Genomic DNA, 22,666 nt, shown 5'->3' with positions numbered 1-22,666 from the left:
GCTAATTAGTTACCATTCGTACAGTCCTGCTCAAATATAATAAATCACTTGTAAATCAATGTCGATAAGTACTCTTCGGCAAACATCTCATTGGCAACTTCCATCAGTTGCTCTGCTGTCAACGTCTCGATACGCTTGAATACCACCTCCGATGACTCGTATTTGTGATAATGCAGGTATGTTTTCGCCATTCCTAGCGCATTGTTCTCAAAATTGTCCGATGCCACTCCGATCTGCCCGATCAGCTGCTTTTTGGCTGCTGCCAGTTGCGAAGATGTCATCTTCACATCCCTCATCCGTTTCAATTCCTTGTAGGTGAGTTTCAGACAGGTATCCATATCTTCAATATCCGTTCCGAAATAGATGCAGAAGGCACCGGTATCCGTATAAGAAGTCAGATTGGATTCTACATTGTAGACCAGTCCGCGACGTTCGCGAAGCGACACGTTCAGCTTACTGTTCATGCCCGGACCGCCAAGAATGTTATTCAGGAGATAAAGGGCCGTACGCTTGTCGTCATACGCATTATATCCACGGCTGCCGATCATCACATGTGCCTGATGAGTATCTTTAGACACTACCAGACGTTCGGGCACATACAGAGGAGGAGGCACACGCTGATTATCTACCGTTACTGCCGGAACATCGGCAAGATGCTTCTCCGCCAGACGGACAATCTTCTTGAAATCATATTGCCCCTGAACAAAGAATACCATATTCCCCGGCTGATAGAATCGCCTGGTAAACGAAAGGACATCTTCTGTGCGGAAACTCCGCAGCAAATCCGGTTTACCGAGAATATTCCTTCCCAACGGATGATTGCGGAAGATCATATCTTCGAAATCATCGAAAATCAGTTCCGAAGGATTGTCCTCGTATGACTGGATTTCGTCGATGATCACTTCTGTCTCTTTCTCTATCTCATGCTGAGGGAAAGTAGAATGAAACACAATATCCCCCAACAGTTCGAGGGCACGCTCCAGATGCTCGGTCAGAAAGGCGGCATAGACTACCGTCTCTTCTTTATTTGTATAAGCGTTCAGGTCGCCCCCCACATTCTCCATCCGGTTGAGGATATGCCAGGCTTTCCGTTTCTCCGTCCCCTTGAAAATAAGATGCTCTACGAAATGAGCCATCCCCTGCTCATTCTCCGCTTCATCACGTGTTCCGGCATCGATGGCAAAACCACAATAAGACACTTTCGACAGAGTCGGTTCGTGGATGATACGCAGGCCATTCGGCAATGTATATTCGTTATATTGCATTGTTTTCTACTTCCTTATTGAATTAATGCCGCAAAAATACAATAAAACTTATTGTCGTTTATAGAAAATTGCAGATATTTGTGGACTATAACAGTTACAACGTGTATGAAAAAGATAGGAATATTCTGTTCTGCCTCGGAAAGCATTGACAAAATGTACTTCGACAGTGCCCGCCAAATAGGCGAATGGATAGGGCAGACAGGCAAAACGTTGATTTATGGAGGAGCTAGTCTCGGGCTGATGGAATGCGTGGCCCGTGCCGTAAAAGAAAACGGTGGAAAAGTTATCGGAGTAGTCCCGACCCTGCTGGAAGAGAAAAACAGCGTAAGCACACAACCGGACGAAATAATCCACACCTTCAATCTGAGTGACCGTAAGGATGTGATGACGGAAAAGTCGGACATACTGGTGGCACTACCCGGCGGTGTGGGTACACTCGACGAAATATTCCATGTAATAGCCGCCGCTTCCATCGGATACCACCAGAAAAAAGTCATCTTCTACAATGAATATGGATTTTACGACGAACTGCTGAAGGCACTCGGCACACTGGAAAGCAAAGGATTCGCCCGGAAGCCCTTCTCTACATACTACGAAGTAGCAAACACTCTGGAAGAATTAAAAGAAAAAATATACTGATCATATGATAGACTCCATCAAACAACTATTGCAACAGGAAGCACAAGCAGTGCTCAACATCCCTGTAACAGACGCTTACGAGAAAGCTGTGAAACTGATTGTAGAACAGATACATCAGAAAAAGGGAAAACTGGTAACTTCCGGTATGGGAAAAGCCGGACAGATTGCAATGAACATCGCTACCACTTTCTGTTCCACAGGCATTCCCTCAGTCTTTCTGCATCCTAGCGAAGCACAACACGGAGACCTGGGAATTTTACAAAGAAACGATTTGCTGCTGCTTATCTCCAACTCCGGCAAGACACGCGAGATTGTTGAATTAACACAACTGGCCCATAATCTGGACCCGGAACTGAAGTTTATCGTTATCACCGGTAATCCTGACAGCCCGCTGGCACATGAATCGGACGTCTGTCTGAGTACCGGCAAACCTGCCGAAGTGTGTACGCTGGGGATGACCCCCACTACTTCGACTACCGCCATGACCGTTATCGGTGATATACTGGTAGTACAAACCATGAAGGAAACAGGATTCACGATCGCCGAATACTCAAAACGCCATCACGGAGGTTATCTGGGAGAAAAATCAAGGTCACTATGCGAAAAGTAATCGGCATCGGAGAAACAATCCTCGATATAATCTTCCGGGGCGACCAGCCTTCCGCAGCCGTACCGGGAGGCTCTGTATTCAACGGCATCGTATCCCTGGCACGAATGGGAGTCCAAGTGGGATTCATCAGCGAAACGGGAAATGACCACGTAGGGAATATCATCCTGCAATTTATGCGCGAGAATCATATCCCGACTGATCATGTGAATGTGTTCCCTGACGGCAAGTCGCCTGTGTCGCTGGCTTTCCTCAACGAAAAGAGTGACGCCGAGTATATCTTTTATAAAGATTACCCCAAGCAACGTCTGGATGTTCTGTTCCCCAAACTGGAAGAGGATGATATTGTCATGGTAGGCTCTTACTATGCACTGAATCCTGTACTCCGGGAAAAGATACTGGAACTGCTTGATCAGGCACGGGACAAAAAGGCAATTATCTATTATGACCCGAACTTCCGTTCCTCTCATAAGAACGAAGCAATGAAACTTGCTCCTACAATCATCGAGAATCTGGAGTATGCGGATATTGTACGCGGATCACTGGAGGACTTCTTCTATATGTACGGAATGCAGGATGCAGACAAAATCTATAAGGACAAGATCAAGTTCTATTGTCCCCGATTTATCTGCACGGCAGGCGGCGATAAAGTATCGCTCCGTACCAATCAAGTGAGCAAAGAATATCCGATAGAGCCGTTGGATGCAGTCAGCACCATCGGAGCCGGAGATAACTTCAATGCCGGATTGATCTACGGGCTGCTCAAATACGATGTCCGCTACCGTGACCTGAACAACTTGAACGAGGAAATATGGGACAAAGTCATTCAGTGCGGAAAAGACTTTGCAGCAGAAGTCTGTCGCAGCTTCAGCAATTCGGTTCCGGTAGAGTTTGCCCGAAATTATACCAAATAGGCTGTTTACGGGTACTCTCCTACCCGTAAATTACTATTAACTTTGGCTAATTATCGCAAAGGAATGATCACATCTGCGGGTAATTCTTATCTTTGCAGTACATGATTCACTCAGACAAAGAAACTATGTACAAGAACCTGTTAAGCTGGCTTACCATCCTACTGGTGCTCCCGTCCTGTTCCGGCACCTCTCCTACTATTTCTGTGGTATGCGAGGAGAATAATGTGGGCAACTGCATTATCAAATGGGAAACAGCCCCGATACTGAAAGGACAGGTAAAGATATATGCTTCTACCGCCCACGACTTTATCCCGGAAGACAACCCTGTGGACATCATCAACATTTCCAAAGGAAAGAAAACAATCGTCACCGATGATCCCAGTCAACGGTACTACTATCTGATGGTATTCAACAACAAATACCGGGTCAAGGTAGCGGCACGCAACGTTAATATCCCCGGTATACAGAACTTCCGTGACCTGGGAGGATACAAATCCAGCGAAACAGGAAAGGTAACCCGCTGGGGAATGTTATATCGTTCCGCACAGATTGACAGTATTCCTTTCTGCTCTCGCCGGGAACTGAAGAACATAGGCATACGGACCATTATCGACATGCGTTCGGAAGAAGAGCGCCACAATTATCCTCAACTCCATGATGACGCGTTCAACATCGTGCATATCTCCATCCCTACCGGAAACATGGAATCCATCCTGCAAAAAATACAGGAGGAAAAGATAAAAACAGATACAGTCTACCGGCTGGTGGAGGAAATGAACCGCAAGCTGGTCAGCGACTACACGAAAGAATTTAAGGAGCTTTTCACAATCTTGCTCGACCGTAACAACTATCCCGCCGTCATCCACTGCACCTCAGGCAAAGGACGTACGGGAATCGCTTCGGCATTGGTGCTGGCGGCCCTGGGAGTCAATGAAGAAGTTATCATGGAAGATTACCGACTGAGCAATGATTACTTCAATATCCCCAAAGCATCTAAATATGCTTATAAATTACCCATCAACTCGCAAGAGGCGATTACCACGATTTACTCTGCCAAAGAAGATTTTCTGAATGCCGCCAAAGAGCAGATAGAAGCGGAGTACGGCAGCGTACAGGCATATCTGAAGAAAGGTCTCGGACTCTCTGCAGAAGAAATAGAACAGCTCCGCAGCATTTTATTAATGGATAATGAATAATGGAAAATGGATAATGCCATGCAGGCAGCAATAATTATCCTTTTTCCATTATTCATTATCCATTATTTTTCTCTATCTTTGCAGCCGAAATAAAAGATATACAGAGATTTAATGAAGACATTTGAAGAGCTTGGCGTTTCTCCGGAGATACGTAGAGCAATTGAAGAGATGGGATATGAGAATCCCATGCCGGTACAAGAGGAAGTGATTCCGTACCTTTTAGGAGAAAATAATGATGTAGTAGCTCTTGCACAAACTGGCACAGGTAAAACAGCCGCATTCGGTCTGCCCCTGCTCCAACAGATTGACGTAAAGAACCGGGTTCCCCAGTCGCTTATCCTTTGCCCCACACGCGAGCTTTGTCTCCAGATAGCGGGCGATTTGAATGATTACTCGAAATACATTGACGGATTGAAAGTGCTGCCCGTTTATGGCGGTTCCTCAATCGACAGTCAGATACGCAGCCTGAAACGCGGTGTACATATCATCGTTGCTACCCCGGGACGTCTGCTCGACCTGATGGAACGCAAAACGGTTTCCCTCTCAACCATCCACAACATCGTGATGGACGAAGCAGATGAAATGCTGAATATGGGATTCACCGATAGCATCAATGCTATTTTGGCCGATGTACCCAAAGAACGCAATACATTGCTCTTCTCGGCAACGATGAGCCCGGAGATTTCACGCATTTCCAAGAACTACCTGAACAATGCCAAAGAAATAACCATCGGACGCAAGAACGAAAGCACAAGCAACGTAAAACACGTAGCTTATACGGTGCAGGCAAAAGACAAATATGCTGCACTGAAACGCATCGTCGACTATTACCCACAGATATATGGTATCATCTTCTGCCGTACCCGTAAAGAGACACAGGAGATTGCCGATAAACTGATGCAGGAAGGCTATAACGCCGATTCACTTCACGGAGAATTGTCACAAGCCCAACGTGATGCAGTGATGCAGAAGTTCCGCATCCGCAACCTGCAATTGCTCGTAGCTACGGATGTTGCCGCACGCGGGCTCGACGTAGACGATCTGACGCATGTAATCAACTACGGTTTGCCGGATGATACGGAAAGCTATACGCACCGCAGCGGACGTACCGGACGTGCAGGAAAGACAGGTACTTCCATCGCCATCATCAACCTGAGAGAAAAAGGCAAGCTGCGCGAAATCGAACGCATTATCGGCAAGAAGTTCATCCCCGGAGAGATGCCGACAGGCAAGCAGATCTGCGAGAAACAGCTTATCAAAGTGATCGACGAACTGGAAAAGGTGAAGGTAAACGAGGAAGAAATCACTGACTTCATGCCCGAGATTTACCGTAAACTGGAATGGTTGAGCAAAGAGGACCTGATCAAACGCATGGTATCTCATGAGTTTAACCGCTTTCTGGATTACTACCGTGATCGCGAAGAAATTGAAGTTCCTACCGACAGCCGTGGAGAACGCAACACACGCGACAGCCGTGAAAGAGGCGTCCGGAAGGCCGCACCGGGCTTTACCCGCCTGTTTATCAACCTGGGAAAGATGGACGGTTTCTTCCCTAGTGAGCTAATTACTCTACTGAATAACAATACACGCGGACGCATTGAGCTGGGACGCATTGACCTGATGAAGAACTTCTCTTTCTTCGAAGTAGAAGAAAAAGAGGTGCAGAACGTTGTTAAAGCGTTGAACCGGGCCAATTGGAACGGACGCAAGGTATCTGTTGAGATTGCCGGTGAAGAAAACGGAGAAGGTCGCAGAAATGGTGGCTCATCCGAACGTCGGGGTGGTAAACGTCCTTTCGGTACTTCTTCGGAGAGACGTAGCGACAATGGTCGCGGCTCACGTTCTGAAAAGTCAGAAAGAGGAACAAAGAGTGACAGATCATCCAAAGGGGGTAATGACAAGACCGACAAGAAAAAAAGAAGTGAGAAGCCCAGTCGCGAAGAACGCGGCTACGGAGCACGGGGGCCGAAAAAGACAGATGACTGGCAGCAGTTCTTCAAAGATAAAGAGCCTGACTTCAGCGAAGAAGGATGGGCACGCAGAAAGCCGAAAAAGAAATAATAAGCGGCTACGAAACTCAGTAAGTTGCCAAGATCGTATCTATACGAATTTATGGGGATGTGTCAAAACTCCCCTTTCAACCAAATCACCCTCGCTACAGATTGAACTGCACCCCAAAAGTTGGACACAAAACTTTAGGAGTGCAGTTCAGATAGTTGTAGCGAGGATGATTTTTTATTTATAAGGGTTTTAACACACCCTCACAAGAACATTCAATTAACTTTTATGCAGCAATCACAGCAAACTTAACTCCCTCCCATAACCTTCGGTTTATTTCCTCGTCAGGCTTAATCCCGAACGGATTTGAATATATTCAGGCACGGATGACGCGGATTTCACGGTTTTAATGCTATGATTACATAAAACAACCGTGTTAATCCGCGTCATCCGTGCCTGATCCTTTATTTAAATTGAGTTCACTTCTGCTTCTTTATCCTGTAGCTTTTTAAACGCAGCAATCTGCACGTTACAGAAAAGGTGCACAGAATGAATGAAGCTCGTATTCTTCGACAGAAAGACAACAGCGTCCATGAGTTGGGCAGAAAGCTGATAAGTTTTCCGGTTATTGGTATTTTCGTCCGGATGACGCATGTAAAGAGCAAAACTTCGGTACAGGATAGGGATAAAGCGTTCCCACGGAAGTTCTAAGCTAAGCAGCAAATGGTTCATATTCTCCAACATGCGTTGAAGAGATTCAAGGTCCGGCTTATCAGATTGCTTGCCGTACACCTCTGCCCAAAGACGGGCTTCTTCTTCAAAAAAGAGTTCATTGAGACTTTCTTCCGCGATAGTCAAAGCGTTTTCAGTTTCCATAAGATAAAAGTATTAATAAAGGGGCAAAAAAAGAACGGTTTCGCCTTTCCCGTTGACTATCACATCACTAAGACGCTGGAGGTACATTATATACTCCCCACGGGGGTACGAAACCGCCTATGAGAAGAGCCACAGGCAAAAATGCCTGCAACTCGTCAAAAGCAGGATTCCCTGCGTCTTAGTGAAAAAATGATAGTCACTGCAAAGATACTATTTTTCAAATATAAACAGGAAATGACCGGAGAAATAATTTTCCCGCATTTTCTACATAATGATTAAATATCGATTTCTATTGTCATCTGTCAGCTTTTCATATATAATAACCTCATAACAAACAGATTACCTCATGACAATAAGCCCTGACAATAAGCTGATAATAGCAAAAATTCCATTTTACTGTCAGCTTATGGAGTGAGGGAAGCTTCCGATATATCAGCCTTCATTTCATACTGTCACCAACATCTCTCCTTTCGTCGTTTCCCGTTCAAGTATCCATACGGTTTGTGACAAGCTATCAGAACAGTTGTGCCACCTATGGAAACGATTGTGCCCAACCTCTGAAATGCTCGTGCCACGCCTTTGGCATGCTTGTGCCACTGCGATGGCACAGTCGTGCCAAAGGCGTGGCACAAGCATGCCAAAGGCGTGGCACGAGCAAAGCATACTTACCAAGGGACTCTTTATCAAATAGTCAAACTGGAATAACAGCATGATACGGCTGACAATAGAATGGACGATTGCTATTGTCAGCTGTATTATCAGGGTGTATTGTCAGGAGATAATTATCTCATTATAAACAGTTTGCCTACTAAAAGCTGACAGATGACAATAAAACATCTGTTTTAATCATTATGAAGAAGTTTGAAATGAAGAATTACTGGGTCAGTCCGAAAACCGAGTTTAAGCTCCATACTGTACCGAAAAGAATATATTTAGGCACGGATTACACGGATGAACACGGTTGTTTTACGTAATTAATCATAGCACTAAAACCGTGAAATCCGTGTAATCCGTGCCTAATCCTTAATTTATAATTTAATTCATTTCCGTACGGTTTTGAATCAACTTTAGACATAAGAACAAAAGAACATATTTCCTATAGCTTTTATAACTTATTTGTTCTTTTGTTCTTATGTCTAAAAAAAGAATTATTAACCCATGTCTTATCGGAAACGAACGATTGTTATCTCCCAAGGTATTCCGGCATTTATTCGGGGGCTCCTTCTTCGGAACTCTCCTGCACGTCCTTCGCTTTTATCTTTCTATACTGTTTAGGCGTCATTTCAAACCGCTGTGCAAATGCCTTATAGAAAGTTCCTCTGTTCGAGAATCCGGTTTTATCCATGATCTCTTCGATTGAAAGCTGTGTTGTCAGCAGCAAACGCTCGACAATAGTCAGACGATATTCCCTGATAATGTCGGCAGGAGTCTTGTCCGTGATATTCTTCAGTTTTCGATAGAACTGGCGGGTACTATATCCAAGTGAATTACTCAACAATTCAACAGACAACTCCGTATCCTGAATATGACTATCGATAATCTGCATCATCTTCTCAAAGAAAGATTTATCTTCTTTATGCAGGAAATGCCCGTCATCCAGTTCAAAAGCGCTCAGAACAGAACTATAATACTCTTTCAGGTCTTCCTCACGTTGCAACAGCCTTCTCACTACCTTCTCCAGATATTCCACGTTAAACGGTTTGGTAATATACGCCTCTGCTCCGGACTCAATTCCTCTTGTCTGCTCATCGATATTATTCAGAGCAGAAAGCAGGATAAGGGGAATACGGCTCAACAGCTTATCTGATTTGATCTTCTTGGCAAATGACATTCCATCCATTCCGGGCATCATCACATCCGAAATAATCAAATCGGGCAATTGAATGCCCAATTGTTTTAAAGCCTCCTCCGCACTACTCAATGGCACCACATTATAGGGTCCCACAAAAATTTCCGTCACAAACCATAGCATAGAAGGATCATCGTCAATGATCATTATCGTTTGCTTGTTTTTATCATATTCGGTCGATGAGTTCCGGAGTTCAACAGACCGCTCGTCCGGTACCGGCGGTAACTCTTCCACCACTTTTTCGTCTTCATTATCGACCGTAACCTCCATCGTGGGAAGCAACACTTCAAACGTAGTTATCTCATTAGGAGTGCTGGAAACATGAATCTGACCATTCAATAAATTCACCATACTGTGACAAATAGCCAGCCCTAAACCATTTCGCGGAGCAATGCCATCTTTGTTTTGTACTTCGAAATTATCCAGAATCTTGTAGCGGTCAAATATCTTTGTAAGATCAGCCGCCTTGATACCTTTTCCGGTGTTAGACACGCGAATGCAAAGCCGGTCATTCTCCACTGTCTGCATCACCGTTATGGTACCATTTTCCGGAGTATACTTGAAAGCATTAGAAATCAGGTTATTGACAATCTTGCTCAGACAGCTGATGTCTGTATTCCAATACACTCCGTTCTCAATCTGCAAACGATAATTCAGTTTCCGGCTTTCAGCCAGTTCTCCGAATGATTCCGCAATGGTGCGTATCTGTTCTGTGACAGGAACCGGCTTAATCTTCAGGACTTTATTTCCCGTTTCCAGCCGACGGAATTCGATCAGTTCCAGAATCAGCGCATTCAGTTTCAATGCATTCTGCTGAATCATCGTAGCATACTTACGCACATAACCATCTACCCTGCTATAGGAAAGAATCTTTTCACACGGACCATTAATTAATGTCAGTGGGGTACAGAATTCATGTGTTATGTTCGTAAAGAAGCGTAGTTTTGATTCGTACAACTCCTCGCGTTGCTGGCGGTTCATCTGTTCAATCATCACATTCCGCTTTCTACGATAATGCCTTATTATCATCCAGACAGACTCGAGAATCAACAGAATAAACAGCAGGAAATAAAAAGCGTAGGCCCAGGTAGTCATATACCAGGGGGGAATGATACGAATGAGCAATGAAAAAGGTTCACTCTCCTGTCCGGTTATATTGCTCCGGTATTTCACCAGTAAGGTGTATTCTCCCGGTGACAGATTGGAAAAAACAGCTACTGTAGAAAGTCCGTTCTCAATCCAGCTGTCACTCAATCCATCTATCTTATAAGAGTAAGTATAATTATTGCCATTGATATAATCGACTGCCAGAAAAGACAGATTGAAGAAGTTCTGGCTATAGTCAAGCACCAGAGTCTCTTGCTTGGGTCCTTGCAGGAAATCATAGATATTACATTCTTTACCAAAAATAGACAAACGGTTGAAATGCAAAGGAGGCATATATTCTTCTGACATATGATCGTTCTCGGTAATTGTAATGAATCCGTTTGTCCCGCCAAAGAATAGCGTACCTGTCTGCTGGTCCTTAAAGAAAGCACCATCACTGAACTCAATCACTTCTAGGTCACCTTGCTGGCGGTAGGTCTGTACTGTATTCTCGCGAACATTGAACCGCACCATCCCCTGATTGGTACTGAGCCACAAATTATTATCCCTTCCTTCCAATATACCATGAATCGTATTGTTGGGGAAGCCGTCAGTCTCGTTATATACCCTGTATTCACCCTGATAAAGCCGGGTTAATCCGAAGCTCGTGCCAAACCAGTATCCTTCGTCATTTTTATGAATGGCAAAAATATCATTCACCGTCTGATTCTTCACCACATCGTCAATGCGGCAAGGGGTTAGTTGATTGGTGCGTGTATTCATCTTATATGCACCATATCCGCGATTACCAAACCAGATAGTCGAATCATTCTCCTGATAGGAGACAAAGAAATAATTAGAGTTTCTCTTTCCTCCATCCAAAGTAAAACGTTGTGCCGACTTCACTTTCGGCAAGGACGAAGAAGCCTCTAAAGTGATTTTCACAATGCCCTCACCTGCCGAAACAACCCATAATGTACTATCATTCGTCTCACAGATGGAATGCACATACTTCACTTTTTTACCATCCGCTATAACCGGAAATTCTTCTATCCTTCTCGTGAGGTAAGAATAATAGTTCAGTCCGTCTTCCGTACCAATCCATAATGAATTTCGTCTGCCCGGAGCAAAACTATAGACTGAGTTATCCATCAATGCACTATTGTTCGCCAGAATTCTCTCTGCCTGCGGCAATGTCTCCCTGTCAGGATGAAAGTCCATCATCCTTAGAATGCCTCCCCCCTTTGTGCCTATCCACAAGGTCTGTTCATGATCAAGGAACAATGCCCGGACAGGGTTATTTACCCGATATTCCGGTACGTCCAGCAACACATTTTCAATAGAAAATTCATCCGTAAAATACATATATATGCCTTGTCCGTCAGCCCCTACCCAGATAATATCCTGAAACCGGTCTTTCATCAGGCAGAAGATGCCCGACTGAATATTAATGGACTGTATAGCATACTTCACCTTCGAATCCGGCAAATATTTCAGCTGAATCAGTCCGCTGCTTTTAAAACCAATATAATAATCGTTTTTCTGCTTAATGATAGATGAGATATCGCCACGATGCTGAATCTCCTCTTCCAGATCCGCTATAAAATATTTATTATGGCTATTCAGATCGTACTCATAAAACGCATAGGTACTATCTACAAAATAGATTAAATCTCCATCTACAAATGTCCACAGAAGCTTTTCCGAATGATTTAAATGATTGCAGGGAACCAGCTTGATCTGATTTTCATTCTTTTCTATCACATAGCTCCGGTTATCATTGTCCGAAGAGAAAATCCAGAGAACGCCGGAATTATCAATAGACATCTGCTGTACTTCCTCAAAATGTATTTTCTTCACGTCCAGTTTGCAGAATTCTTTCAACTCCGGTTGATAATAATAAATATAGCCGTCATCCTTTATTATAAAGAAATCGTCTTCCGGACTTCTCGCCATACGGTTGATATACTTAAAATCCTTGAAACTTTGTATAGTCTGCCTTTGTGTATCGAAGCGGTCAAGTCCATAATTAGTCTGTATCCAAAGTACATCATTATCGGCTTCAATAATCCGTTCTATCAGATTGCCGGAAAAGCTATTCTGAAGATTCGTAGGTTTGTATAATCCCAGATAATTGCCATCATAAACATTCAGCCCGTCACACGAACCGATCCATATCACTCCGTGTCTATCCTGACAAAGAGAGAGAATAGCGCTATTGGACAATCCGTTCTTACTGGAGAATTGCCGCAAACTATAAGAAGCATTTGCCTCTGCCCCTATCAAAAGGCAAGAAGCTATCAGAAATAGGATTCGTTTAAGAAAAGAAGTTTTTTTCGTCCATTCACTGTGTCTTTCCATATAGCATTTCTTTATTTTAAATCACGCCATAAAAATCGACGGAAAGATATAGAAAATCAGGAAAACGTCCAAGAACTGCACAGAAAACATTCAAGACATCTGAAATTTAACAAAACAAGAGTACGCATTTAAGACATATATATCTATTTTTGCGCCATTCCATCACAAGTAGACACAAATGACACAAGTCCGTACACAATCTTATACCAACCCTGGTACCTTTGTAACATCAAACGACAAAATGAGGTAAAAAGCAAAATAAAAGGATGGTAGTTTGAAATAGGTAACCCAAAAACAGGTAGCTTCCCAGCTACCTGTAAATTGGAGATCAACGTTTTAGTTAATAATGAATATAATACTATATAAAATGAAATCATTACATTTCTTATTAGGTATAACCTGCATAGCCTCATTAACAGGTTGTGTATCCTCCGCCCAAGTAGAACCTAACTCAAACTTGGACAGAGCCCGGCAAACACTGGACTCTCTCTACCTAAATTATTCTGTAGACAACTCATCTTTACTCCGAGAAAACTATCCCTTCGACGAACAACATACCGTCACTTATCTGGCATCAGAAGAACAGGCTAATATTCCCAACCAATTCTCTTATTTATGGCCGTATTCGGGAACATTCTCCGCAGTCAATGCACTGTTCGAAGCCACACATGATAAAAAGTATAAGAAACTATTAGATAGCCGGGTATTACCGGGATTAGAAGAATATTTCGATACCCAACGGGTACCCAATGCCTATTCGTCATATATCCGGACTGCTCCAGCTTCCGATCGGTTTTACGATGATAATGTATGGTTAGGTATCGACTTTACCGATACATATCAAATGACCCAAGAACAAAAGTACCTGGATAAAGCCCAACTAATATGGAAATTTATCGAAAGTGGAACTGACAGTATATTGGGAGGTGGTATCTACTGGTGTGAACAAAAGAAAGAATCCAAAAATACTTGTTCAAATGCTCCGGGATCGGTTCTGGCACTCAAACTATTCAAAGCAACCAACGACAGCAGCTATTTTGAAAAAGGAAAGAAACTGTATGAATGGACCCAAAGAAACCTACAGGACTCCGCAGACTATCTCTACTTTGATAATATTCGCCTCGACGGTAAAATAGGAAAAGCCAAATTCGCTTATAACAGCGGGCAAATGATGCAATCGGCTGCCCTGCTCTATCAGTTGACAAAGAATCCTATCTATCTGAAGGATGCTCAAAATATTGCCAAAGAATGCTTCAACTATTTCTTTACAGACTTTACCCCTGCAACCAATGAAGAGGCTTTCAGAATGCTTAAAAAAGGAGATATCTGGTTTACTGCCGTTATGCTGAGAGGATTTATCGAACTTTACCAGATAGATAAGGATAAAACTTATATTAATGCTTTTAACAAGAGTTTGTCCTATGCATGGGATAATGCACGCGATGAAAAAGGATTGTTCAATACAGACTTAAGCGGCAAAAGCAAAGATGAGAGAAAATGGTTGCTGACACAAGCTGCCATGGTAGAAATGTACGCCCGCCTTGCCACTATCCAATAATATTATTAGAAAAAACGACAACTAAAAATAAAAACACCAAGATAATGAAAAATATGCGCCTTTGTACAATTACAGCAGCATTGCTTATCGGAGGAGGTTACATGAATGCCTTTAACCTCGTCTGTTCCAAAGACAATACAATGATTATCAGCCCAGCATCAGTTGCCGAAAAATATAAAAGTCAACGTCCTGCTCTAAAAGAACGATTATTTATTTCCGAAGCAGTAGAAACAGAAATCGTAAGAGTAAAAAAACTGCTGACAAACAGCAAACTTGCCTGGATGTTCGAAAACTGTTTTCCCAATACGCTGGAAACTACTGTACATTATCGCACCATCGACGGCAAACCGGATACTTTTGTCTACACAGGCGACATTCATGCTATGTGGCTTCGTGATTCAGGAGCGCAAGTATGGCCTTATGTCCAACTGGCATTCAAAGACCCTAAATTAAAAAAAATGCTTGAAGGCGTTATTCGCCGTCAGTTCAAATGTATCAATATCGACCCTTATGCAAATGCTTTCAACGATGGTGCAAAAGGAGGAGACTGGATGACAGACCTAACCGATATGAAGCCGGAACTTCATGAGCGCAAATGGGAAATTGATTCTCTTTGTTATCCTATCCGCCTGGCTTACCAATATTGGAAAGAAACAGGAGATGCTAGCATTTTCGACAATGAATGGATACAGGCTATTATCAATATCTTAAAAACATTCAAAGAACAGCAGAGAAAAGAAGGAGTCGGTCCTTATAAGTTCCAGAGAAAAACGGAACGTGCTCTCGATACATTAAACAATGATGGACTCGGTGCTCCTGTCAATCCCACAGGATTAATCGTCTCGTCTTTCCGTCCTTCAGACGACGCTACTACCCTGCAATTTCTGGTCCCTTCAAATTTCTTCGCAGTAACCTCGCTAAGAAAAGCAGCTGAAATACTGAAAACAGTTAATCAACAGACCGAACTTGCGGTACAATGCACTGAACTGGCACAAGAAGTAGAGACTGCCTTGAAACAATATGCTACTTACAACCATCCTAAGTATGGAACAATCTATGCATTTGAAGTGGACGGATTCGGCAATCATCTCCTGATGGATGATGCAAATGTACCAAGTCTACTGGCAATGCCCTATCTCGGTGATATAGACGTAAATGACCCTATTTATCAAAATACCCGTCGCTTCGTATGGAGTGAAGACAATCCGTACTTCTTCAAAGGGAAGGCTGGTGAAGGTATTGGAGGTCCACATATCGGTTATGATATGATATGGCCAATGAGCATTATGATGAAAGCATTTACGAGTCAGGACGATCAGGAAATAAAGGAATGCATCAAGATGCTGATTGATACCGATGCAAATACAGGGTTCATGCACGAATCTTTTCATAAAGATAACCCGAAAAAATTCACACGCGCCTGGTTTGCATGGCAGAATACATTATTCGGAGAACTTATCCTCAAATTAGTTAACGGAGGAAAACTAGAGTTACTTAACAGTATTCAGTAGGCAATCATCTACTCCCGAAAAAACATTTAATATTCAAATCACTAAAACATGAAATATCCTCTTATTAAAACAGTAGCAATATATTTGCTCACTGCTTTGCCTCTATTGGCAAACGCAGCAACACAGAAAGTATCCATCAAACAAAGCGTATTGGTTGGAGACGGCATCGCCAAATTTATCCCAGAAGGTTTTGACGCAAAGAAAATACCTTCATTCGCTATTGAAAAAGAACCACGTGAGAAAGGTACGCTTCCTACCAATTGGATACTTATTCCCGAATTCTCCCTCACAGATGGTAAAGCGAATGCATCACTGACAATACCGGAAGGCACAAGCATCTATGGAGGAGGAGAAGTGACCGGCTCTCTCCTAAGAAATGGTAAAACAATTAAGCTCTGGAATACAGATTCTGGTGCTTACGGTGTAGATAATGGTACACGACTATATCAATCACATCCCTGGATGATGGGAGTTAGAAAAGACGGAACAGCCTTCGGTATTTTATTCGACACCACATGGAAAGCTGAATTAAGTAGTACAGATGAAAAGATTGAACTAAGAAGTGAAGGGGCACCTTTCCGGGTGTTTATCATTGACAGAGAATCTCCACAAGCTGTAGTTCGCGGACTATCGGAACTAACAGGTACTATGCCAATGATTCCCCGCTGGGCATTAGGTTATCAACAAAGCCGATTCTCTTATTCACCAGACAGCCGCGTGATTGAGATTGCAGACACTTTCAGACACAAGAGAATACCGTGTGATGTTATCTGGATGGACATTGACTATATGGACGGATACCGCATTTTCACATTCAATCCGCAAGATTTCCCCAATCCTAAGGCTGTTAATCGTGATTTGCATATACGCGGCTTCCATTCCGCATGGATGATTGACCCGGGAGCCAAAGTTGACCCCAACTACTTCGTTTATAAATCTGGAACCGAAAATGACGTTTGGGTAAAAACTGCAGACGGTAAGAATTTCCATGGTGATGCTTGGCCGGGAGCAGCAGCGTTCCCAGACTTCACATGTCCTAAAGTAAATAAATGGTGGAGAAATTTATATAAAGACTTCATGGCACAAGGGGTAGACGGCGTTTGGAACGATGTAAATGAACCACAAATCAATGATACTCCCAACAAAACAATGCCGGAAGATAATCTCCATCGTGGAGGCGGAAAATTGCCTGCAGGAACACATCTGCAATATCACAATGTTTATGGTTTTCTAATGGTTAAAGCATCCAGAGAAGGCATAATGGAAGCCCGACCTGAAAGACGACCGTTTATTCTTACTCGTTCCAACTTCTTAGGTGGTCAGCGCTATGCGGCCACATGGACCGGCGATAACGGCTCTTGGTGGGATCATCTGAAAATGTCAATCCCCATGTCTTTAACCTTGGGATTGTCCGGTCAACCATTTAGCGGTTCGGATATCGGCGGCTTTCTATTTAACGCTGATGCCGACTTATTCGGTAACTGGATTGGTGTTGGCGCTTTCTACCCATTCTCACGTGGTCACGCTTGTGCAGGAACAAACAACAAAGAGCCATGGGCATTTGGACAAGAAGTAGAAAATGCTGCACGGATAGCATTAGAACGTCGATACATGCTTCTCCCCTATTATTATACGCTGCTGCACGAAGCCTCAACAAATGGTATGCCCATCATGCGACCTGTTTTTTTCGCCGATCCTAAAGACTTGTCGTTGCGTGCCGAAGAAGAAGCATTCTTGATTGGTGATAATCTGCTTATTATACCGGCATACGCTAAGCAACCTGCATTGCCGAAAGGCATTTGGAAAGAACTGTCACTTGTTAAAGGCGACAATAGTGAGAAATATCAAGCAAAGATAAAGATACGTGGCGGTTCGATTATTCCTACCGGAAAGATCATTCAAAATACTACAGAAAATTCATTAGACCCGCTTACATTACTAGTTTGTCTGGATGAACAAGGAAAGGCCGATGGATCAATGTACTGGGATGCAGGAGATGGTTGGGCATTCAAGAAAGGAGATTATAGCCAACAAGTCTTCAAAGCCGAAAAACAAGGCGACAAAGTTATAGTAAAACTGACTAGCGAAAAAGGCAAATTTAAAACAGAAAACAAAAATATGGCTATCGTCAAAGTGATCACAGACCAAGGCGTTTGCCAAGCTAGTGGCAGTCTTGTGGAAGGTATCGAAGTGAAATTATAAACTAGCGCGCACTCATTGCGTAAGTCTTAATATAAAAAATATCAATATTTTATTCTTAATTAAAAAAACTATATGAAAAGAAAAACACATGAAAAAAGATGCCTCTATTGGTATAAGGCACTGGTGTTGATTCTGACCGTATGCCTTATCGGCTGTCAGGACGACAAAATTAGTTCCAATGGATACGACCCGTCTAAGCCGGTTGTTTTCTCAGATTTTACTCCCGATCATGGGAGTCTTCGTACTCAAATCCATATCTATGGAGATAATTTCGGGACTGATCCCTCTAAAATCCACATCACAATAGGTGGACAATACACGACAACTATCGGCTGTACCAACACCGAAATTTACTGTATAGTCCCACCGAAAGCTTTCGAAGGTAATATTAAAATAACAATCGAAAGTGCCGACGGGAAAACCGCTCCTATAGAATATGAATTTGAAAAGAAGTTTAATTATACTCTACAGCCTTCAGTAAGTACGCTTGTTGGTAGCGAAGATGAAAATGGAAATTCATCTGACGTAGACGGGAATTTTGAGAAAGCAAGATTCGGAAATCCTCAATGGTTATTAATGGACACATTTGGTATTGAGAAATGCTTAATTATTAATGGTCAAGGCGGTCCTATACGTCGAATCAATCTAGAAACAAAAGAAGTTTCAACTCTTCTTACCAACGGACAGGGAGGATTTAGAAATATGCAATACATGTCTTTTGATACAACCGGAGACACGCTTTTCGTATCAGATGATCATGGACAAAATAATAAAGACAACCGTGAAATTGCTTACATTCTGCGATCTGAAGAATTCAGAAAAGCTCACCCCTATGTTTATGACCGCACAGGATATAACAATGTTTACTGTGCCCTAAATAAATCACTTTACTACAACACTTATTGGAAAGGAGGACTTCAAAAGGCTGTCCACGATCCTGCAACCGGCGGTAAAAAAGGAGTAGAATTATTTGGTGTATACGAAAACAGCGATTCCGGTACTTTTATGTGTATCCATCCGGACGGAAGATTTATGTATATCACAGGACGTAACTGTATCTTGGTATCCCAATATAATAAAGCAACCAATGAATTTCAGAAGCCGACCACATTTGCCGGTAGAGAAGGAGAACCCGGCTACAGCCCATCCCCCGGTCCAAGCGCCCGTTTTCAGGAACCTTACCAGGGTACGTTTGTAAAAAATGAAGAATACATAAAAAATCCTCGTCCGGACGGAAACATTTATGATTATTATATATGCGACAGAGGAAACCATTGTATCTTTAAAATCACTCCCGACGGTAACGTATCTCTTTTTGCAGGAAGAGGCAGTGTCTCTTCCGACAACAAGGTACATGGCAATATTGACGGAGAATTAAAAACAGAAGCACGTTTTGATAACCCATGCGGTATCGCTTATGATGAAGAAACACAGACTTTCTACATCGCCGATAAAGAAAATCACAGTATCCGTACCATTTCTATAGAATAACTATTAAAAACGCATTCCGAATGAAAAGATATATTTTTAACTTATTTCTCCTGTTCTGTTGCACATTCAGCCTGTATGCCCAAAACAGTTCGGTAGAGGTACAGACAAACAAAATAGAGGTTGAAGGTCTCGTGACAGACGAGTATAAAGAACCATTAATTGGTGTCAACGTAATCATCAAAGACATCCCGGGGTTAGGCGCCATCACCGACATAGACGGTAAGTTCAAAATCAAGATGGAACCTTACCACAGACTGGTTTTCTCCTTCATCGGTTTCGAAAATCAGGAGATCCTGATAAAAGAACAAAAAACAATCAGGGTCATTATGAAAGAAGCTACTGCCACTGCTTTGGATGAAGTAGTGGTAACGGGTACCGGTGCACAGAAGAAAATAACGATGACCGGTGCCGTTACCAATGTGGATGTAAATACACTGAAGACTTCCACATCAAGCATTACCAATGCGCTGGCAGGTAACATAGCAGGTGTAATGGCTCGTCAAACATCCGGACAGCCCGGCAACAACATATCCGAATTCTGGATTCGCGGTATCTCGACATTCGGAGCCGGTTCAAGTGCCTTGATTTTGGTCGACGGATTTGAACGCAGTATGAACGAGCTCAATATTGAGGATATAGAATCCTTCACTGTACTAAAAGATGCTTCTGCCACAGCAATCTACGGTTCGCGTGGTGCTAACGGTGTAGTATTGATAACAACTAAACGTGGTAAAGGAGGAAAGGTACAAATCGATGCAAAGGTAGAAACAACCTACAACACACGTACCATAACCCCAGACCTCATTGACGGATATACGTATGCTTCAATGATGAATGAAGCACGTACTACTCGCAACCAAGAACCTTTCTTCCCTGAAGACAAATTGTATATACTCCGTAACGGACTGGATCAGGACTTATATCCCAATGTAGACTGGATGGATGTACTCTTGAAAAAAGGAGCGCCTACTTATCGTGCCACTATCAACATGAATGGCGGTGGTTCATTGGCACGCTATTATGTATCTGCAAGCTATGTAGACGAAGGCGGTATGTATAAAGTAGACAAAGGACTAAAAGACTATAATACCAATGCCAATTATCGTCGCTGGAACTACCGTCTGAACGTGGATATGGATATCACCAAAACTACACTGCTAAAAGTAGGTGTATCCGGTTCGCTGGACAAAAAGAACGAGCCGGGTATGTCAAGCAATATTTGGGCTTCTGCTATGAATTATAACCCAGTTTCAGTACCAATCATGTATTCCAATGGATATACGCCCGCTTTCGGTTCGAACGATGAACAAATCAATCCTTGGACCATTGCTACGCAAACCGGCTATCAAGAAACATGGAATAATAAATTACAGACCAATATCACTCTCGAGCAAGACTTCAGTTTTATCACCAAAGGTCTAAAGTTCATCGGACGTTATGGATTCGATACCAACAATTACCAGTGGATCAACCGCAAAAAAATACCAGAATTATGGAGAGCGGAACAGAATCGTGCTTCTGACGGTAGTCTTGTGATGAGAAAAATCAGAGATGAACAATTGATGTCACAAGAAGCCAATTCAACCGGCGAACGAAAAGAATATTTAGAAGCAGAGCTGCACTACGACCGTACCTTTGGTAATCACATGGTGGGAGCTGTAATGAAATATACACAAGATAAGACCATCAATGCCTCTGTAAAAAAGGAAGATGACATTATGCAAGGCATTGACAGACGCCATCAAGGACTTTCCGGACGTTTTACCTACGGTTGGAAGTACCGATACTTCGTTGACTTTAACTTTGGTTACAATGGGTCCGAGAATTTTGCAGCAGGTCATCAGTTCGGTTTCTTCCCCGCTTACTCTATAGCTTGGAACATGGCAGAAGAGTCTTTTATCAAAGAAAAATCACCATGGATCAATATGTTTAAAGTACGCTACTCTTATGGTAAGGTAGGTAATGACAATATGGAAAGACGCTTTCCTTACTTGTCTACTTTCGGAGCAAGCAATAACTACAACTATGCAGACCTGGGACAAAACTATCAGTTCGATGGATTGACCTATACTTACTACGCAACTAATGCCGTTACTTGGGAAATAGCAACCAAGCATGACGTAGGCGTCGACTTCTCATTGTTCAATGACAAGCTGACCGGTACAATTGACTACTTTCACGAACAACGTGACGGTATTTACCAAGAACGTAACTATATCCCCCTCTCCGTTGGAATGTATGGTACAGGAACAGGCATGAAACTATCTACCAATATAGGTTCGGTGGTTTCCAAAGGATTCGACGGTAACTTGGGATATAAACAACGTATCGGAGATGTCAATCTGACATTGCGAGGTAATTTTACATACAGTAAGAGTGAAATTCTGAAATATGACGAAGAATTTAGTAATTACCCTTATAAAAGTCAACAAGGTTTCCGTGTAAATCAAACCCGCGGACTTATTTCACTGGGATTATTCAAAGATTATGATGACATCCGTGACAGTCCTAAACAGAGCTGGGGTGACGTAATGCCGGGTGATATCAAGTATGCGGATGTCAACGGTGACGGAAAGATAGATGAAAATGACGAAGTTCCCATCGGTGCAACCAATCGCCCGAACCTTATTTATGGTTTTGGTGTTTCCGCAGAATGGAAAGGATTTGACATCAACGTCCTCTTCCAGGGTGCAGGCAAATCAACTTTTTGTATCGAAGGTCCTACTGTATATCCCTTCAAGGACGGTGATTGGGGAAATATTCTCACCGATATGGCAAACTCCAATCGCTGGATATTAGGCGAAAATGAAGATCCGAATGCAGAATACCCACGTCTAAGCTACGGAGGCAACAGTAACAACTATCGCCCATCCACATATTGGCTTCGTAACGGTTCCTATCTGCGCTTGAAAAACCTCGAAATCGGATACAATATTCCGAAGAGCCTTATCAATAAGATCCATCTGAACAATGTTCGCTTATACTTCATGGGAACTAACTTGATAACATTCTCCAATTTTAAGTTATGGGATCCGGAGCTGGGCAGCACCAACGGTCAGGCTTATCCATTATCAAGATCATATACCTTAGGACTTACAATTAACATTTAAATT

General features: G+C 42.8%; 13 protein-coding genes. 10 read left to right on the top strand and 3 right to left on the bottom strand.

Translation table 11 applies throughout. The features are described 5' to 3' along the window. Positions 1–44: 44 nt before the first annotated feature. Positions 45–1,265 carry a M16 family metallopeptidase gene (locus tag BLW31_RS10695; protein ID WP_010536049.1) on the bottom strand — a complete coding sequence of 407 codons (1,221 nt, stop codon included), beginning with the start codon at positions 1,263–1,265 and terminating at the stop codon, positions 45–47. Positions 1,266–1,370: 105 nt separating this feature from the next. Between BLW31_RS10695 and BLW31_RS10690 the strand changes: the two genes are divergently transcribed. The 5 genes from BLW31_RS10690 to BLW31_RS10670 all read left to right on the top strand — a co-directional run bounded on the left by BLW31_RS10690 (position 1,371) and on the right by BLW31_RS10670 (position 6,682). Beyond that, entirely contained in the window at positions 1,371–1,904 is a 534-nt protein-coding gene (locus BLW31_RS10690) for an LOG family protein (protein ID WP_010536048.1), read from the top strand. Between the two features lie 4 nt (positions 1,905–1,908). Further along, a complete protein-coding gene (locus BLW31_RS10685; RefSeq protein WP_010536047.1) occupies positions 1,909–2,514 on the top strand; it encodes an SIS domain-containing protein in 606 nt (201 codons plus the stop codon). Next, positions 2,502–3,425 (top strand): carbohydrate kinase family protein, encoded by a 924-nt coding sequence (locus BLW31_RS10680; RefSeq protein ID WP_010536046.1) that lies wholly within the window; start codon positions 2,502–2,504, stop codon positions 3,423–3,425. The genes BLW31_RS10685 and BLW31_RS10680 overlap by 13 nt, the downstream gene beginning before the upstream one ends. Positions 3,426–3,550: 125 nt before the next feature. Beyond that, positions 3,551–4,621, top strand: a complete 1,071-nt coding sequence (locus tag BLW31_RS10675) for a tyrosine-protein phosphatase (protein ID WP_010536045.1) — start codon at positions 3,551–3,553, stop codon at positions 4,619–4,621. A 111-nt stretch (positions 4,622–4,732) separates the two neighbouring features. Next, positions 4,733–6,682, top strand: coding sequence for a DEAD/DEAH box helicase (locus tag BLW31_RS10670; RefSeq protein ID WP_010536044.1), 1,950 nt, complete (start codon positions 4,733–4,735; stop codon positions 6,680–6,682). A 405-nt stretch (positions 6,683–7,087) separates the two neighbouring features. Here BLW31_RS10670 and BLW31_RS10665 read toward each other — a convergent pair whose 3' ends face one another. Further along, positions 7,088–7,495, bottom strand: coding sequence for a hypothetical protein (locus BLW31_RS10665; RefSeq protein ID WP_010536043.1), 408 nt, complete (start codon positions 7,493–7,495; stop codon positions 7,088–7,090). A gap of 1,207 nt (positions 7,496–8,702) precedes the next feature. Beyond that, positions 8,703–12,791 carry a two-component regulator propeller domain-containing protein gene (locus BLW31_RS10660; protein ID WP_010536042.1) on the bottom strand — a complete coding sequence of 1,363 codons (4,089 nt, stop codon included), beginning with the start codon at positions 12,789–12,791 and terminating at the stop codon, positions 8,703–8,705. 367 nt (positions 12,792–13,158) lie between these two features. Between BLW31_RS10660 and BLW31_RS10655 the strand changes: the two genes are divergently transcribed. The 5 genes from BLW31_RS10655 (at position 13,159) to BLW31_RS10635 (ending at position 22,663) form a co-directional block, all read left to right on the top strand. Then, complete coding sequence (locus tag BLW31_RS10655) at positions 13,159–14,349, top strand: glycoside hydrolase family 76 protein (RefSeq protein WP_029425182.1); 1,191 nt, start codon at positions 13,159–13,161, stop codon at positions 14,347–14,349. A 44-nt stretch (positions 14,350–14,393) separates the two neighbouring features. After that, the gene (locus BLW31_RS10650) at positions 14,394–15,860 is read left to right on the top strand and encodes a glycoside hydrolase family 125 protein (RefSeq protein ID WP_010536040.1); all 1,467 of its coding nucleotides are present in this window, start codon (positions 14,394–14,396) and stop codon (positions 15,858–15,860) included. Between the two features lie 48 nt (positions 15,861–15,908). Continuing rightward, positions 15,909–18,062, top strand: coding sequence for a TIM-barrel domain-containing protein (locus BLW31_RS10645; protein ID WP_010536039.1), 2,154 nt, complete (start codon positions 15,909–15,911; stop codon positions 18,060–18,062). 72 nt (positions 18,063–18,134) lie between these two features. Further along, entirely contained in the window at positions 18,135–19,553 is a 1,419-nt protein-coding gene (locus tag BLW31_RS10640) for an IPT/TIG domain-containing protein (RefSeq protein WP_010536038.1), read from the top strand. 20 nt (positions 19,554–19,573) lie between these two features. Then, the gene (locus BLW31_RS10635; protein ID WP_010536037.1) at positions 19,574–22,663 is read left to right on the top strand and encodes a SusC/RagA family TonB-linked outer membrane protein; all 3,090 of its coding nucleotides are present in this window, start codon (positions 19,574–19,576) and stop codon (positions 22,661–22,663) included. The last annotated feature ends 3 nt before the right edge of the window (positions 22,664–22,666 follow it).

The sequence above is a fragment of the Bacteroides faecis MAJ27 genome, assembly GCF_900106755.1.
GTDB classification, from domain to species: domain Bacteria; phylum Bacteroidota; class Bacteroidia; order Bacteroidales; family Bacteroidaceae; genus Bacteroides; species Bacteroides faecis.
This window is presented reverse-complemented; position numbering and strand designations above follow the sequence as displayed.